This is a genomic window from Mycobacterium gordonae (assembly GCF_002101675.1).
GTDB lineage: Bacteria > Actinomycetota > Actinomycetes > Mycobacteriales > Mycobacteriaceae > Mycobacterium > Mycobacterium gordonae.
On the sequence record NZ_LQOY01000037.1, the window covers coordinates 1 to 16298 of the forward strand.

Below are 16298 nucleotides of genomic sequence, written 5' to 3' on the forward strand. Positions count from 1 at the left end.
CGACGGTCACCGTTTCGCGGGCATTCTTATGTGAGGCACCGAGGGCGTTTCGCGGGCACTTTTCGTGAGTCAAGCCGCGGGCTTGTCCATGCCGGGCCCGGCCGCCCATAGTTGCTTGAGGTGTCGGGTCATGCTTTCGTTGTTGTAGTTGGCGTAGTGCGCCAATGCCTCCTCAGAGAAATGTCCCAGGAGTTGGCGCACCAGGGCTGCGGGGGCGCCGTTGTTCAACAGCGAGGTGGCCAGCGTTGCTCTGGTCTGGTGGGTGGTGATCCCTTTGAGGCCAAGGCCTTCGAACCAAGGCCTGAATAGCTCGTTGAACCATGACTGCCCTACCTCGATGACCAGGTCGGGGTTGCGGACCGCGCTCGGGAACAGCGGCATGTCACGGTCCCACTTTGCCTCCAGCGTGGCTCGTCCGCGTTCGTCGAGGGCGGCGGATTGCTGGGCGTAGCGGGCATGGAGTTTTGCGCGTGTGATCTGTTGGCGACGAAGCAGCCGTTCGTAGACCGGCAGGTAACACGGCATACCGTAGTCGACGACGTTGGCCTTGCTGACGTCGCGCCAGATATAGGGCTGAGCAGCGCCGACGAGCCCTACACAGCCCAGCCGCAGTTTGAGTGTCTCACCGATCCTGCCGCCTTGAAATGCTTGGGTGAGCCAGATGTCGGCGAGGCCGATGTCATGCCTGTCGAGGGCTTCAAGGGCCTTGATGCTTTCGCTGTTGACGAGCAGTTGAAAGTCGCCGTAGCTCAGCGGACGTGGCCGGGGATTCTTGGTCGGTATCGGGTAGTCGGGCAGGCCATAGATGAAGGAGTCCAACCCCGGCGGCGTCCGATTCTGTTTGCGACTGTGGTGCAGGACGAGTCGGATTCCGGACATGTAGCGATGCCGCGTGAGGTCGTTGAGGGTGCTGGCTCGTTTCGCGTTCTCGTTTTGAAAGGGAAGGGGAATCTGCTCGCGGAACCACAAGTCCCAGGTGTCTTTGACCGCCATGGCGTCGGCTCTGCCTAGCCGGTTTGAGTCGTTGCCGTGGTCTTCGCGGGTCTGCCGCAGGATCTGCGACAGCAGTACGATCCCGGCGATCTTGTTGTACAGTGTCGCGGTGCTGGGGCGTTTGCCCACAGGCCTGAGGGCCTCGTCGCGTAGGTGCTCCCAGATCAAGTCGCGCAGCCAGCGCTGCGAGACTGCGGTCAGATCCCACACCTTGCGTCTATTCGACTGGCCCTGCGATCCCGGAAACGGTGCACTACCGACGAGAACCGGGTCGAACCATCCCGCCGACTTCGCCACATCGTCGGTTACCGTGAGGCTGCGAGCCGCGAACGGAAGGGCCACCCAGACGCGGCGACCCTCGCTGCGACCGCTCTTCTCAGCAAGCTCAGCGACCTGGGGATCGCTGAGCGACTCGACACCATTAGCCTTCAAGGCGGCCACGACCTTCTGCAGGTAGGCGGGCCGCCACTGGGTGCGTCGGGCAATACTCGCATGCCGATGCAGGGCGTAGCGAATCTCGCGCTGCAAGCCAACCGGCAGCCCCGCCAGGGCCAGTTGGCCCCGACTGTTGGGTCGCGACACCGAATCTCGGACTTGTGTTGAGGTGAGCCACCCGTCCCATGCGTGTGAATCCTCCTGTCCGCCAGTGGTACTCGACCAACGCCGCCACAGGCGGTGGTGCCCTCGGCATACGCGATGGCCGCCACAGCACGACGCTGCACTGTCGTGTGCACACTGTGGAACCGTGCATCGGTCAATCGCCGGCAGCGGTTGTGCGCTTTGTCGCCACTGGACTTCGCTAATACCCTTCCGGCGGGCCTGCCGTAGCGAGTTCGCGTGCTGCTGGCAGTAGCCCAGTTGGTCTGCTCGACGATTGACTCCGCAGATCGCGCAGTCGTGCTTGGGTGACAGCGCCCACCCGAGCTGGGCAAACTGTCCGGCGGTGGCGCCACGGACGAACTGATCGAGGTCGGTCGAGTCCTTCACGGCGCGGTACTGCTTCAAATGCTCCGAACAGAGCAGGTCTTTACACGTCGCACTCAATGCGCCGACACACTCGTCGACCAGGCACGCCCAACCGTAGGTAGGGTGGTGGGCAGGGAACTCGATCGGTTCGGTCAGTAGCCATGGCGGGAAGTGTTGACTGACAACGCTGTAACGCTGCTCGACGGAAAGGCCCAGATAATCGCTCGCGGTCTGCAGGACCAGAGCCTGCGCTGTCGTCGCTGCAACGCTCATTGGACATCCTCCGACCACGCCGTCGCGAGGTAGGGCTCGGCTGGCGGCCGCGCCGTGGCATCCCAGGCCTGCTGCAGGTACTTCATCGCGTGGCGGTTCGCGGACTTGCCGTACAGATCGGTAACCATCTGCGGGCTCGCCCAGCCGAATTCCTGAGCGACCATCTCGGCGTTGAAGTCCGACTCAGCGTAGAACGCCGCCGCAGCCTTGTGCCGAAATCCGTGCGGGGTCACCCGCACCTGCAGCCCGGCCCGCTTGCATGCGCGGACAAGCATCTTGCGGACACCGGCCGTCGTCAACGCTGCCCCAGGAGTCTCGCCCTGGACGTGCACGAGAACCTGGTCGTGGTCTGTCAAATGCTGGATTGGATGGACTTCATCGAGCAGGTAGGCGTGAAATGTGCTGATCATGTCGGCGCTCACCGCCCGAATGACCCCGTCCAAGACGGTCCCGTCGTCGGCGACATTGACCTGAACGCGTGTCTTCGCGCGCGCACCGTTGGGATTGTCATCACGTCCGACAACGTGAATGTGCGGATCCGCACGCTGCCCGCACGGGTGGTGGCGGATCAGGTGCAGATCGGCAAACCGCAGCCCGCACAGACCGCCCACCCTGATACCTGCGTCATGCAGCCAGGTGACGATCATGACGTCACGGGCCGAGGTCAGCACCCCTGGAGCGAACAGCGCCTGTACCACCTCATCCGGCAGGAACCGCGGGCGCCGAGCAGCCTTCTTCGGCGCCAACGGATTTGCCTCGCCCATCCGGCCAGAACGCCCGCGCGACACAGCATGGCCGGAATGCAGCGCCTCCACCAATGCCGGGTCAACGTTCTCCGACACAGCCAACGCCAGGTAGTAGGCCTTCACGACTGAGGCCACATTGCCTGCCGCCGACGCCCCCAGCTGTTTCTGGGTCGGCTTGCGCCACGCCGCGCCGTAGACACCGTCGAGTTGACCCGTAACGCCGTTCATGTAGCGCCGCAAATCATCCAGCGTGACCGCATCGGGTGTCTTGCCGTTGACCAGCAACCAGTTCAAATGATCGACCAGACTGTAGGCATAGGTCTGCTGGGTGGAAGTTTTGTAGCGGCACAACACGTTCAGCGACGGACGGTGAACCTCCAAATCCGGGGTGAAAATCCAGTAGGACTGCTTCCCATCCCCATGACGCACCCTGCGAACAGAAAACCGATCACCCTCCAAGAACCCACCCAATCCGATCCAACGGGTCAGCGCGTGATCCAGGCTTACCACCCGATCGCCGTCCCGGACGGGAGGCACACCGCGAAGCTCGGTTCGGGAGCGCGCGCCTTTCTGCTGTTCGTCGGATAGATGGGCTTTCTCGGCGAGCCTGGCCCTGCAATTGCGGATTGGCGAGGGCGCGTTTCAACGGCGGCCGAAAATTGACCCCTTTTCGTCGAGTGAGTTCGACACGGGGGTTAGTTTTCAGGTGACGCCGACAGTCGCGTCCGGCCGCTGCCTGACGTTGATCAACGGGCATGGCAAGGGACTTCTGCAACGGTGGAGAGGCGACGAGGCGTGTCACCGGCGAGGCCGCATCTGCGCGCGGAAAAACCTGCTTGGTACAGAACTTGCCCGAGATCGTCAAACCAGCTGCCATCGAGCTACCGAGCCCTGCGGTCTGCGAGTGACCCTTGCGATGCGCGGAGGAATTGCGTTAGCAACAACGCCGAAACACGTCCCGGCTAGCTTACGGAAACCGGGCAGCCCCGACCGGCACTCTTTCGTGATCTGACAGGCCAAGCTGCTCGCTACATGTTGACGCGGGCTGTGAGGGGTTTGGTTTGCTGAACGGCTTACAAGGCCATCTTAGGCAGCTATCCGAATTCGCTGAGCCTGCGCGTGGCGGGGCGCGATGGCCATGACGGTTGCGTCGACGAACACGCATTGCCCGTATTGCTCGTTGCAGTGCGGCATCGTGTTGAGCCCAACCGACAACAATGGCGTTGCTGTCGAGCCCCAGCAGGATTTTCCCTCTAACCGGGGCGGGTTGTGCGCTAAGGGGTGGACGTCGGCGGATTTGCTTGCTCATCCCGATCGGTTGACCACTCCGCTGGTGCGGGACCGACGCGATCTGCCGCTGCGGCCGGCGACGTGGGATGAGGCGCTGAGCCTCATCGTCACCGCCTTCGCCGATTGCCGGGACAGTCACGGCAACGATGCTGTGGGGTGTTTCGGCGGCGGTGGGTTGACCAACGAGAAGGCTTACCAGCTGGGTAAATTCGCCCGTGTCGCGTTGGGCAGTTCGGCGATCGACTACAACGGCCGCTTTTGTATGTCGTCGGCCGCAGTGGCTGGGACACGTGCTTTCGGGATTGACCGGGGAATGCCGTTTCCGCTTGCCGATATCTCTGAGACGGATGCGATCTTGTTGGTCGGCAGCAACCCGGGGGACACGTTGCCGCCGGCGATGCAGTTCTTCGACGCTGCCCGCGCGCGTGGTGCGCGGCGCGTGGTGATCGATCCGCGCCGTACCGCCACGGCGGCGAGGGCGGATCTGCATCTGCAACCGGTGCCGGGCACCGATTTGGCGTTGGCTAACGGGATGCTGCACGTGGCGGTGCGTCAGGGCTTGATCGATGAGTCCTATATCGCCGAGCGCACCACAGGGTTCGACGCGGTACGACGGGCGGTCCGGCTGTATTGGCCGGACCGGGTGGAGCGCATCACGGGGGTGCCGGAGGCCTCCCTGGTGGAGGCGGTGCGCATCCTCGGGGCCGCCGAGCGGGCGATGATCTTGACAGCGCGGGGCGCAGAACAGCATCACTCGGGTACCGATACTGTGCTGGCGTTTATCAACCTGGCGCTGGCGCTGGGGTTGCCGGGTCGGCCGTACTCGGGGTTCGCGACGGTCACCGGGCAGGGCAATGGTCAGGGCGGGCGTGAGCATGGTCTCAAAGCCGACCAGCTTCCGGGCTATCGGCGCCTGGATGATCCAGCCGCGCGGGAACATGTTGCCGCGGTGTGGAACGTGGCTGCCGAGGATCTACCGCAGCCGGGTGTGTCGGCCTACGAGCTGCTTGACCGGATCGGCACTCCTGGTGGGGTGCGGGCGTTGTGGGTGATGGGCTCCAACATTGTGGTGTCGGCGCCTAACGCTGGCCACGTGGCCGACCAGCTGCGGCACTTGGATTTCCTGGTCGTGTCGGACATTTTTCTGTCGGAGACCGCGGAGCTGGCTGATGTGGTGTTGCCGACTGCGCAGTGGGCCGAGGAGACGGGCACGATGACCAATTTGGAGGGCCGCGTGATTCTGCGTCAGGCCGCGGTGCCTGCCCCCGAGGGTGTGCGTACCGATCTTGAGGTGATCAGTGACGTCGCGCACCGGTTGGGTCATCGCGGCTTCTCCGCCGATTCGGAGACGGTGTTCGCTGAGCTCGGTCGGGCCAGCAAGGGCGGCAAGGCCGATTATTCGGGCATCACCTATGCCCGCATCAGTGCTCAGGACGGATTGTTCTGGCCGTGTACGTCGCCGCTGGACGGGGGTACGCCCCGGCTGTTCACGGTGGACTTCCCCACAGCGGATCGGCGGGCGCGATTTCACCTTGTCGAGCAGGTCGGTCCCGCCGAGGTGCCCGACGCCGAATTTCCCTACTATTTGACGACGGGCCGGCTGCTGCGCCAGTACCAGTCGGGCACTCAGACCCGTCGCGTCGCGGCGCTGCGCGAGGCCGAACCGGCCGCCCGGGTTGAGTTGCACGACACCTTGGCGCGTCGGATCGGGGTTACCGACGGAGATCTGGTGCGGCTGCGGACCCGCCGCGGCGAAGCGGTGATGGCCGCGCGCATCGATTCGGGTATTCGACCCGATACGGTGTTCACCCCGTTCCACTGGGGCGGGCAAGCCAACACCAATCAGCTCACCAATCCCGTTCTGGACCCGCATTCGCGGATGCCGGAATTCAAGGTGTGCGCGGTCGCCGTCGAGCGCGCACAACAGCCCACATCACCCTGTCCCGATGAGGAGAACAGCCCATGACCGATGGCAGCACCGCCCAGTTCCTGCAAGGCGCCTTCACGTTCACCGGGCATGGCCTGGAAAAGCCGGTGCCGCTGGATGATTCGCTGCGCTATGTGGTGCCCCCCGGGGTGACCACGCAGCCGGTCTATTTCCGTGGCGGCAACGCCAGCGACGAGCTGATCACCGTGGTGCTCATGCGCGATGGTGCACCGATGCGGTATTTCCCGATCGGCGCCAAGGACGCCATCCATGTGGCGTTGCGGGTGGTGGAAGACCTGCTGGGCGACACGGTTCTGGAGTTACTCGTCGCCGCCCCCGAGGGCTGCGCCGGGACCGTGATCGTCGACCTCGGCCTGGTCGAAGTCTGACCACCCGCCACGAGCGAAGAGGGAGCATTCGATGACTGTCACCGAGAACAGCACCATCCACACCGGCAACGGTCAGCGCTCGACTACCAAAGCGCGGCTGGTCGTGGTGGGCAACGGGATGGCCGGGGCCCGCGCCGTCGAGGAGATCCTGGCCCGCGACGGCGCCGACCTGTTTGACATCACGGTCTTCGGCGCCGAGCCCTACGGCAACTACAACCGCATCCTGTTGTCGAATGTGTTGGCTGGCAGCGACACTGCCGACGAGATCTACCTCAACCCGCTTGACTGGTATGCCGACAACGGCCTGGATCTGCGCGCCGGGGTGCGTGTGGTGCGCATCGATCCCTACGCCCACCTGGTCTGGGCCGACGACGGCACCCGGATGCGCTACGACAAGCTCATTCTGGCGACCGGCAGCCGATCGTTCTTCCCGCCTATGGAGGGCCTGTGGGCCGACGACACCACGCTCACCGACGGGGTGTTCGGGTTTCGCACCATCGATGACTGCTCGGCGATCGTCGACGCGGCCGGGCAGCGGTCCAAAGCGGTGGTGATCGGGGGTGGCCTCCTGGGTCTGGAAGCCGCCCGCGGATTACAGAGCCGCGGGCTGACTGTCGATGTCGTGCACGCGGCGCCGACGCTGATGGAGGCTCAACTCGACAGCACCGCCGGGGGGATTCTGCGGCGCTCGCTGGATCGGATCGGCATCGGTGTGCACGTGGAGAAGATCACCACTGGTATCCACACCGACGAACATGGTCGCCTCAGCGGCATCGAGTTCAAAGACGGCGGCACCCTGGACTGCGACATGCTCGTGATCTCGGCAGGGATCCGCCCCAACGTCGGAATCGCCCGCCGCGCAGGGCTCACTATCGAGCGTGCGATCGTGGTCGATGACCACATGCGCAGCGTTGATGATGACGACATCTACGTCGTCGGCGAATGCGCCCAGCACCGCGGCCAGGTCTACGGACTCGTCGCGCCGCTGTGGGAGCAGGCCGGCGTGCTGGCCGCACACATCACCGGCACCGACAAGACCGCGGCCTATCACGGATCGCGTATCGCGACCAAGCTCAAGGTGGCAGGTGTCGACGTCGCGGCGATGGGCATCAAGGCTCCGCAACATGACGACGACGAGTTCGTGCAGTATTCCGAACCCAAACACGGCGTGTACAAAACCGTCATCGTCCGCGACGGCAAGCTGGTAGGAGCGACCCTGCTGGGAGATGTCAGCAAAGTATCGTTCCTCATGCAGGCCTTCGATCGGGGCCTGCCGCTACCCGAGGAGCGGGTCTCGCTGCTCTTCGACATCGGTACTCCGGATGTGGAGGTCGGCGCCGCTGAGCTCGCCGACGACGCGCAGGTCTGCAACTGCAACGGCGTCAGCAAGGCCACCCTGGTCGACTGCGTCAAAGGCGGAGAGAACACCGTCGCCGGCGTCATGAACACGACCCGCGCGGGCAAGGGCTGCGGTTCCTGCAAACAGCTGGTGACCCAGATCGTCGAATGGGCCGCCGCCGGCGCGGTCGAAGAGGACCCCGCGGCGTCCTGGTATGTGCCCGGTGTGCCCTACGACAAACCCACCCTGATGCAGAAAATCCGGGAACTGCAGCTTCATTCGGTGTCCTCGGTGTTCGCCGCGCTGGCTCCGGACGGCAAGGAGGACGCCAACTCCAAGATGGCGTTGGCCTCGCTGCTGAACATGATGTGGGGCTCCGAGTTCGTCGACGAACGCGACTCCCGGTTCATCAACGACCGGGTACACGCCAACATCCAACGCGACGGCACCTTCTCCGTCGTGCCCCAGATGAAGGGCGGCGTAACGAATTCCTGGCAACTGCGCCGCATCGCCGACGTCGCCGACAAGTACGCGATCCCGATGATCAAACTCACCGGCGGGCAGCGCATCGATCTGCTCGGCGTGCGCAAAGAAGACCTGCCCGCGGTGTGGGGCGATCTGGAGATGCCGTCGGGCTACGCCTACGGCAAGAGCTTCCGGACCGTGAAAACCTGTGTCGGCAGCGACTTTTGCCGCTACGGCCTCGGTGACTCCACCGCGCTCGGAATCGCCATCGAAGAGCGCTATCAAGGCCTGGCCAGCCCGGGCAAGATGAAACTGGCCGTCACCGGCTGTCCCCGCAACTGCGCCGAGGCGCTGTGCAAAGACCTCGGTGTGGTCGCTGTCGGGGAGGGACGCTGGGAAATCTATGTCGGCGGCGCCGCCGGCTCGCACGTGCGCAAAGGCGACCTGCTGGCCACCGTCGACACCCCCGACGAGGTCATGACACTGACCGGACGCTTCCTGCAGTACTACCGGGAGAACGCCAACTGGCTCGAACGCACCTACGCCTGGGTGCCCCGCGTCGGCATCGACAAAATCCGTGCCGTCGTCATCGACGACTCCGAAGGCATCGCCGAACAACTCGACGCGAACATGCAGAAATCCGTCGACGCCTACCAAGATCCGTGGAAAGACGGCCAGAACCCCGCCACCGCAGGCCAGTTCCGCACATCGTTGCCACTGACCGTGCTGCCGCAGGTGCCGATCCGATGACCGAGGTCACCGTTGGCACCATCGACGACATTCCCGTCGGTGAAGGGCGCGCGTTCGCCGTCGACGGCGAACAGGTCGCGGTATTCCGGCTGCGCGACGGAACGCTGCGTGCCCTCGGCGCGGTGTGCCCGCACAAAGGAGGGCCGCTGGCCGACGGACTCGCCGACGACGGTGTCGTCGTCTGTCCGCTGCACGGCTACACCTACGATCTGTGCACGGGCGCCGAAACCACCGGCACCGACATGTCCGTTTCCGTCTACCACGCCACCGCAGACCCCGACGGGACACTACGGGTCAGCGTCGCTAGCCGCACCGGTCCCGCCGCCGGGTAAAGATCGGATGGTCGATCAGACTCCGGCCTGCGCCATCCGGGTGCTCTTACGCAGGTAGCAGTACCACGTCACCGCCAGCAGCACGATGAAGAACACGACGTAGAACTGCAGTGCGGGTTCGATGTTGCCGAAAGTTGCCTTCGACCACGCGTAGGCCAGCGGCACGATGAATCCCCCGAACGCGCCGACCGAGGAGACGATGCCCAGCGCGCCGGCGGCCTGGCGGCGCATGAAGACCATCGTGTCCGGGTCTCCGCCGGCATCCTCACCTTTGACCCGGAAGATCTTCGAGATCATCCGGTAGGTCGAACCGTTGCCGATGCCGGTGGCGACGAAGAGGAACATGAAGGCCGCGAAGAACAGGGGAAGGTTCACCGCGCGGACCGACCACAACGCCGCTGCGGCACCGACCGCGAGCATGACGAAACTGACCGCGGTGATGCGGGCCCCGCCGATGCGATCCGACAACTTACCGCCCAGCGGTCGGGCCACCGAGCCGATGCCCGCACCGAGAAATGCCCACGTCAAGGCGATGTCGCCACGGTCGAACACCGCCTTGAGCAAGGTGGGAAAGGCCGCGGAGTAGCCGATGAACGAGCCGAAGGTACCGATGTAGAGCAGCGACATGATCCAGGTGTCGGCATGGCGCAAAGACTGGAACACTGGCTTCACGTCGGCCTTGGCCTCAGTCAAGTTGTTCATGAATAGAAACGCGCAGACCGCGGCCGCGACTGCGAAGGGCACGTAGAACAGCCCGGCCCTCGACAGTGCGACCCCACCGCCGGCCACCACGACCAGCGGAATGATCTTCTGCGCCAACGCGACCCCGATGTTGCCGCCGGCGGCGTTGAGGCCCAACGCCCAGCCCTTCTCCCGCTCGGGGTAGAAGAACGAGATGTTCGCCATCGACGACGCGAAGTTGCCGCCACCAAAACCCGCGGTCGCCGCGATCAGACACAGCGCGACGAAGGGAAACCCAGGATTGCTGACCGCCCACGCCATTAACAGGCACGGCACCAGCAACAGGATCGCCGAGACGACGGTCCAGTTGCGGCCGCCGAACACCGGCACCGCGAACGTGTAGGGGATGCGCAGGAACGCCCCGACCCCGCTGGGAACCGCCACCAACCACAGCGCCTGAGTGGTGGTCAGCGCCCAGCCCGACGCCGCGGCGCTGCCGTCGGCGGCCGCAGTCATCTGCACCACCACGATGCTCCACAACAGCCACACCGAAAAGCCGATGTGCTCAGCGAAGATCGAGAAGATCAGGTTGCGCCGCGCGATCGGCCGACCCACACTGCCCCAGAACTCTGGGTCTTCGGGGCGCCAGTCATCAATCCAATGCTTACCCGCGTGATGCCGATGCGGAGGGTGGGTGAGCACCGCAGGTTCGGTAGGCGCCATATCGGATACTCCTAGCTCCCAGCAGCGACAGATGACGACGTTGGGCCGCCGCGCTCGGGTCACGGGATGACGTGTAACGCTCAAAGCTAGGGACGCCGTGTTACCGATCTGCTGGGCTACTGTTACGCCGCGGAAACGGCGTAATCGCTGTAGCGCCTCCCGACCACACGCCGCGACGGGTACCTGCGCGTTGCCCGTGTTCTCTGAACGGTCCCCCACCGACGCTGCAATAGTGGTGGCTGTGGGCACCCGACCATGGCACGACCTCACAGGTTTCAGCATCGCTGTCACCGCACAACGCCGCGCAGACGAATTCATCACTCTCCTCGAGCGCCACGGCGCCCACACCATTCATGCTCCAGCCATCCACATCGTCCACCTCGTCGAGGACGATCAGCTACGGGATGCAACCCAACAAGTCATCGATTCCCCGCCCGACGTTCTCGTCGTCACGACAGGCTTCGGTTTTCGCAGCTGGATCGACGCAGCTCACGCCTGGCAGCTTGCCGATACCCTCGTCGCGGTACTGCGCCGCCTTCGAATTGTGGCGCGCGGACCCAAAGCGCTCGGCGCCGTCCGGCAAGCGGGTCTGCACGAAGAATGGTCGGCCCAGTCGGAATCCTCGAACGAAGTCGTCACCCGGCTCCTCGCGCAGGGCGTCACCGGCCGCCGCGTTGCCGTCCAACTACACGGAGCAGGCAGCGAACTGGAACCAAACGCCGACGTGTGCCAACCGCTTGTGGCGGCCGGCGCCCAGGTCATCGCGATACCGGTCTACCGCTGGCAACAACCCGATGATCTGGATCCCCTTGACCGCCTCATCGCCGCCATCACCGATAGCAGGGTCGATGCCGTCGCGTTCACTAGCGCACCAGCAGTAGCATCGCTCGTCCAACGCGCCGACACCCTCGATGCGCTGCCGCTACTGATCGCTGCACTCAACGGCCCAACTATTGCCGCCTGCGTCGGACCGGTCACCGCCACTCCGCTCCACAGACTGGGCGTGCCCACCATCGCGCCAAACCGCTACCGCCTCGGCGCGCTCGCGCGGATACTCATCGAGCAATTACCACGGAGGACGCCGCGCCTGATCGCCGGTGGGCACGAATTGGCTCTGCGCAGTAATGGTGTCGTCGTCGATGGTCAGTGGCGGCCCATTCCACCGTCGAGCATGACTATCCTGCACCAGCTCATCGGTGCCGACGGACGGGCGGTATCTACCGTCGACATCTCCCGCGCACTACACCAGGAACATACTCGTTCGGTGCACGCCGGCATCGCGAGGCTACGCACCGCGCTCGGGTCACCCGAATGTATCCAAACGATTTCGGGCCGCGGATACCGGCTCAATCTCGATCTCCCCAAAGCGTGAATATTTCGTCGTCAGGCCTGCCCCGGATGCTTGCGTCACATCGGAACAACGACGTTGGTTCGGGAGATTTCGTGCGATCTCGACGCGGTGCAGCCAGCACTTCGTCTCGAAGAATCGCCGCGAGTTCGGTGACAACGCGGAGAACTCAACCTGCTTCGCAGGTGAGAGTTTTCGGCGGCAAGGTCCTGGGGGGTGACCGCGGTGCCGAGTCAGGTTGTCGTCGCAGTGGCCTCCACCATTCAGAGCGAGCGTAATCGGCTTTGACGATTGCTGATTTCGGCGGTACGTGAGCCCTCAAGAGCATTGCTGAGCAACTTCACGAACGCACTGATTTCGTGTGTTCGTCACGTTGGCGACGCGGTCCGCCGAGAACGTCACGAACGCAAATCGCCCAGGGATCTAAGATTGGACACCACAGGCTGCACCGTGCCATTCACCGCAACATCGGTCGCCGCTGCCTCCCAGAGCGTTCCAGCTACCGGATAGGGGATGGAATCCGTGCTTGGCTTGAGATCCGTGACCGTCCAGGCCTGCACCACATCACCGTTCACCAATTGGGCGGGGCTACCCAATTGGTGAATCACCGATTCGTCCGCAGATGCTACGGGCATCGATACCGCACCCACGCATAGCGGCACGGCGATGGCAATCACAGCTCTTAAAGCGGCACTCAACGGTTCATCTCCTTGCGCGCACAACGATTCAGTTAGCACCAAAAGCTAGCTCTTGAAGGAACCTACACACCGGTGGCGTCCGGAATTCGGTGTAAATGGGCCGGCGGAGGGTCCGGCTTCGGTGGGTGATGTTACGCCGTTGCGCTGATGGTTTCGGTGCTGTCGCGGAGTCCGGGCTGTGCTGGGGCCGTAGTTGTCGGGGTGGGTGCAGCAGGCGGCGTAGGTCTTGGAGCTGGCGTACCCCGCGAACGCGGTCAGTCGGGCGTCGATGAGTTCGACGAGCTTGGGGCCGGGCTCGGGAGTGAAGCTCAGCGGTGTCGAAGCAGGCCCAGTAGCCGTCGCCGATCTCGGCCTGCATCCCGGGCTCAACGCCGCGCGGTTGAACCGCGCGGCGTGTCTGCGCGGTTCAACCGCGCACTTATGTCACTCTGGTCCCACCAAGGACACAGAAACCACCAGCCACGAGGAGCCCGGAACCTCCCCAGACACGCTTCGACGGCGGCGAGCCGACCACCACAACTCCACACCGCGGCCCACAACGCAGGTATCCCCGCCGAAACGGGGATACCTGCCACCGGAGATACCGACTCCGGATATGGCCTCTGACAACAGAAACCATGCCTAGCCAGGCCGGTTTCACGATAGAGGACGCCTTCGTGAACCTCAAGACTGACACTCCCTCGCTTTCCCCACCCTGCGCGAAACGCCCCAGCGACTGGTTTGACCCCCACCAGCAGATCCGAACCCGCCGACAATGCCTGCGCTGCCCCCAGCTCAGCGACTGCGCGGCCACCGCGCTGCGCAACCGACCCAACTACGGGATGTGGGCCGGCGTCTGGATCGAAGGCGATCTCGAGACCAAACAACATCTCCTCGGCCGCGCCAGCCCCGCCCTGAGCTGCGCCACCACCGCAGCACACCCAGCCCCCGAGGCCCACTGTTCAGCCGCCTCGCCCATGGCACCGCCATCGACCCGCCCACGATCACGACGGCAACTGGTCGGCCGACTCCACACCCAGCTCCCCGACCCGCAGATCACGGCGGTCATCACCGCCCGCGCCAGCGGCCACTGCGAGATATTCGCCGCCGGCTGCACCTACCAACAATCCGCGATCGTCCTGCGCCGCCGCCGCCCTGCCACCACCACGCTCGGTAGCCCCGCAGAAGCGATTGCCGCCTGCAGGAACTGCATCGAGCAGATCGAACACACCGAGGTTCCAACCGCTTTAGACCTCGGATACCTTGTCGACCCTCGCAGCCCCGCAAGCGGTGCCCCGATGCTCTGGCGCCAGCATCACTGGGTCTACCTCGACACCCGCGGCCACCTATACCCCTGCCCGAACCCGCACAGCAGCGGTATCGCCTAGTGTCCGCCGCGACAGCCAGTACCGACCCCACCACCACCTGGAAAGGGCTGGCCCACCTCATCGCGGCCCGCCCCCTGCTGCGCACATGGAACCCCGACACCGACAAGTTCGACCGAACCACCAATCTCAGCAGCCGGCTGCCCCGCGTGCCCGCCGCCGCATACCTCTACTTGCGCGGGCGCACCCAAATCCTGGCCCTGGACTTCGACACCAAGCGCCACGGTCAGCGCGCCGTTGACACAGATTTCGCTCGCGCCCTGACGTGGATCACCGAATGCGGAGGAGTAACTGTCACCGACCGCTCCCGCAGCGGCGGCCGCCACATCCTGGTCCCGCTGGCAATCGGTACCAGCGCCAGCGCCGAGGAACTCGCCCCACTGATGCGGCTCCTGGAATCCCGGTTACCCACCCTGGACAAGACCCCGATGACCAATCCCAAGACAGGCTGCATCACGGTGCCCGGATCCCCATGCCGACAAGGCGGACACCGCCAACTCGACGGATCCCTCACCGCCGCCCAGGACGCCCTCACCCGCCGCTCAGATCCCGCCCTACTCCCCCGGCTCCACGTCCTGCTCGGCGCACTCAACCGCCCCAAACATGCCAACAACCCACCCGACCCATCGCCGACCACCCTCATCGGAACCGGAGCACACGTCCGGCTAGATCCCCGATATGTCCGCACCGACGACATGCCCGCCCGCATCACGCTATACGCCACCACCGGAAAGCTCCCCAGCGACAACAGCTGGTCCAGCCACTCAGAAGCCCGCCAATCAGTTCTGGCGCATGCCGTGCTCAACGGCCATTCCCTGGCCACCATCACAGCCCTGATGACCCCGGGCCGCCCATGGCACGACGGCCTGGCACGTGCCTACGCCCGCTATCACCACAACGCCCAGGCCGCCTTGGCGCGCGACGTAGATAAAGCCCTCAGATGGGCCGCCGCCAACAGTCACTTTTTCCGACCATGCCACGCACAAGATCAAAAGCACACACGGGGGGGCAGGCACGGACCCGAGCTCCACCGCCGCTGGCTGGCGAACGCGACAGCCTGGATCGAACAGGAATTCCCCCAGCACCGCTACCGATGGATAGGACCCGCCGTCTACCAAGCCCTAGCAGTCCACGCCCAGCGATCCGGGGCGGTCGTCAACGGAGTGCCCGTCGTCGGAGTAGGCGGACGCTCCCTGTCGATCGCCACAGGGCTGCTCAGCGAAACCACCGTCTGGCAGTTCCTGCGAGACACCCGCGATCGACCTGGCTCACCCCTGGTGCGAACGCGGGTAGCTCAAGGACGCCAACCTGACTACTACGCGCTGACCACGCAGAACCCCGTTGAAACCCGGCAATGCGTCATCGACTCGACCCGCGTAGAAGACGTACACAGCGCATGGCGCGTCGTAGGGCACCGCCACCGCCGCGTCTATGACCTCGTCGTACACCGCGGACTGACGCGGGTCAAAGACGTTTTCGCCGCCGGCCACATCTCCGCCACCACCGGCTATGCGAGTCTGGCCGCACTGGCTACAGCCGGCCTCATCGTGCGCAGCCGTGGCCGCGTGGGACCGGGCACTACCAGTCTGGACGACATTGCTTCGGCCCATCACTTGGCGCAGTACCGCGCTGAGCGTATCGAGCGACACCAGCGCGAACGAGCAGTATGGAACACCTGGTTGACCTTGCGGGAGAACGCGCGCAACCGACCGCCACCGGATCATCTGGTGGCGGTCGACATCGTGACCGCAGAACCCTGTGACCCGCACCGCGACGAGTACCTGAGCGCAGTCCTGGCAACGGGGCCGCCTCAAACCGAGGAGGAACGGGCCTTAGGCTTGCTCGCGCAGATCCTCGGCGCCACTCCCGTCCCCCTGGCGGGCAGCGGAATGCGCTGACCGAAACTTTCTTCGGCACAAGCCCTCGACTTCAGTTGGGGGCTGCCAGCTGTTGCGGTCTGAGTGGTCGGTAGTTGTCGGTGGCGTGCTGTAGGAACAGAGACATGAATCTGGCG

11 protein-coding genes are annotated in these 16298 nt (G+C 64.7%); 7 read left to right on the top strand and 4 right to left on the bottom strand.

What is annotated here, in order from left to right; genetic code table 11:
• Window positions 1-69 precede the first annotated feature (69 nt).
• A complete protein-coding gene (locus AWC08_RS06745; RefSeq protein WP_159459964.1) occupies window positions 70-1575 on the bottom strand; it encodes a tyrosine-type recombinase/integrase in 1506 nt (501 codons plus the stop codon).
• Window positions 1576-2228: 653 nt separating this feature from the next.
• Window positions 2229-3407: a tyrosine-type recombinase/integrase gene (locus AWC08_RS06750; protein ID WP_244906479.1), complete on the bottom strand. Its 1179-nt coding sequence runs from the start codon at window positions 3405-3407 to the stop codon at window positions 2229-2231.
• A 709-nt stretch (window positions 3408-4116) separates the two neighbouring features.
• On the opposite strand from AWC08_RS06750, the gene AWC08_RS06755 reads away from it, so the two are divergent.
• The 4 genes from AWC08_RS06755 to AWC08_RS06765 all read left to right on the top strand — a co-directional run bounded on the left by AWC08_RS06755 (window position 4117) and on the right by AWC08_RS06765 (window position 9470).
• The gene (locus AWC08_RS06755) at window positions 4117-6234 is read left to right on the top strand and encodes a molybdopterin oxidoreductase family protein (protein ID WP_218621739.1); all 2118 of its coding nucleotides are present in this window, start codon (window positions 4117-4119) and stop codon (window positions 6232-6234) included.
• Window positions 6231-6584: a molybdopterin oxidoreductase gene (locus AWC08_RS37010; RefSeq protein ID WP_167544944.1), complete on the top strand. Its 354-nt coding sequence runs from the start codon at window positions 6231-6233 to the stop codon at window positions 6582-6584. Before AWC08_RS06755 ends, AWC08_RS37010 begins: the two co-directional genes overlap by 4 nt.
• Window positions 6585-6702: 118 nt before the next feature.
• Entirely contained in the window at window positions 6703-9138 is a 2436-nt protein-coding gene (nirB, locus tag AWC08_RS06760) for a nitrite reductase large subunit NirB (RefSeq protein ID WP_244906480.1), read from the top strand.
• Entirely contained in the window at window positions 9135-9470 is a 336-nt protein-coding gene (locus tag AWC08_RS06765; RefSeq protein ID WP_085087537.1) for a Rieske (2Fe-2S) protein, read from the top strand. Before nirB ends, AWC08_RS06765 begins: the two co-directional genes overlap by 4 nt.
• 15 nt (window positions 9471-9485) lie before the next feature.
• On the opposite strand, the gene AWC08_RS06770 is transcribed toward AWC08_RS06765, so the two are convergent.
• Complete coding sequence (locus tag AWC08_RS06770; RefSeq protein WP_085087540.1) at window positions 9486-10874, bottom strand: NarK family nitrate/nitrite MFS transporter; 1389 nt, start codon at window positions 10872-10874, stop codon at window positions 9486-9488.
• Window positions 10875-11115: 241 nt separating this feature from the next.
• On the opposite strand from AWC08_RS06770, the gene AWC08_RS06775 reads away from it, so the two are divergent.
• Complete coding sequence (locus AWC08_RS06775) at window positions 11116-12246, top strand: uroporphyrinogen-III synthase (RefSeq protein ID WP_085087543.1); 1131 nt, start codon at window positions 11116-11118, stop codon at window positions 12244-12246.
• A gap of 374 nt (window positions 12247-12620) precedes the next feature.
• Here the strand turns inward: AWC08_RS06775 and AWC08_RS06780 are convergent, their stop codons facing one another.
• Window positions 12621-12920, bottom strand: a complete 300-nt coding sequence (locus AWC08_RS06780) for a DUF1942 domain-containing protein (protein ID WP_308207301.1) — start codon at window positions 12918-12920, stop codon at window positions 12621-12623.
• Between the two features lie 656 nt (window positions 12921-13576).
• Here AWC08_RS06780 and AWC08_RS06785 point away from each other — a divergent pair.
• Together AWC08_RS06785 and AWC08_RS06790 are read left to right on the top strand one after the other, a co-directional pair.
• A complete protein-coding gene (locus tag AWC08_RS06785; RefSeq protein ID WP_159459965.1) occupies window positions 13577-14287 on the top strand; it encodes a WhiB family transcriptional regulator in 711 nt (236 codons plus the stop codon).
• Window positions 14287-16182: a hypothetical protein gene (locus AWC08_RS06790; protein ID WP_051493668.1), complete on the top strand. Its 1896-nt coding sequence runs from the start codon at window positions 14287-14289 to the stop codon at window positions 16180-16182. The genes AWC08_RS06785 and AWC08_RS06790 overlap by 1 nt, the downstream gene beginning before the upstream one ends.
• The last annotated feature ends 116 nt before the right edge of the window (window positions 16183-16298 follow it).

Excerpts from the sequence above, each read along its gene's own strand:
- AWC08_RS06755 (WP_218621739.1), top strand. The coding sequence starts at position 4,117 with ATGACGGTTGCGTCGACGAACACGCATTGCCCGTATTGCTCGTTGCAG.
- AWC08_RS37010 (WP_167544944.1), top strand. The coding sequence starts at position 6,231 with ATGACCGATGGCAGCACCGCCCAGTTCCTGCAAGGCGCCTTCACGTTC.
- nirB (WP_244906480.1), top strand. The coding sequence starts at position 6,703 with ATGGCCGGGGCCCGCGCCGTCGAGGAGATCCTGGCCCGCGACGGCGCC.
- AWC08_RS06765 (WP_085087537.1), top strand. The coding sequence starts at position 9,135 with ATGACCGAGGTCACCGTTGGCACCATCGACGACATTCCCGTCGGTGAA.
- AWC08_RS06770 (WP_085087540.1), bottom strand. The coding sequence starts at position 10,874 with ATGGCGCCTACCGAACCTGCGGTGCTCACCCACCCTCCGCATCGGCAT.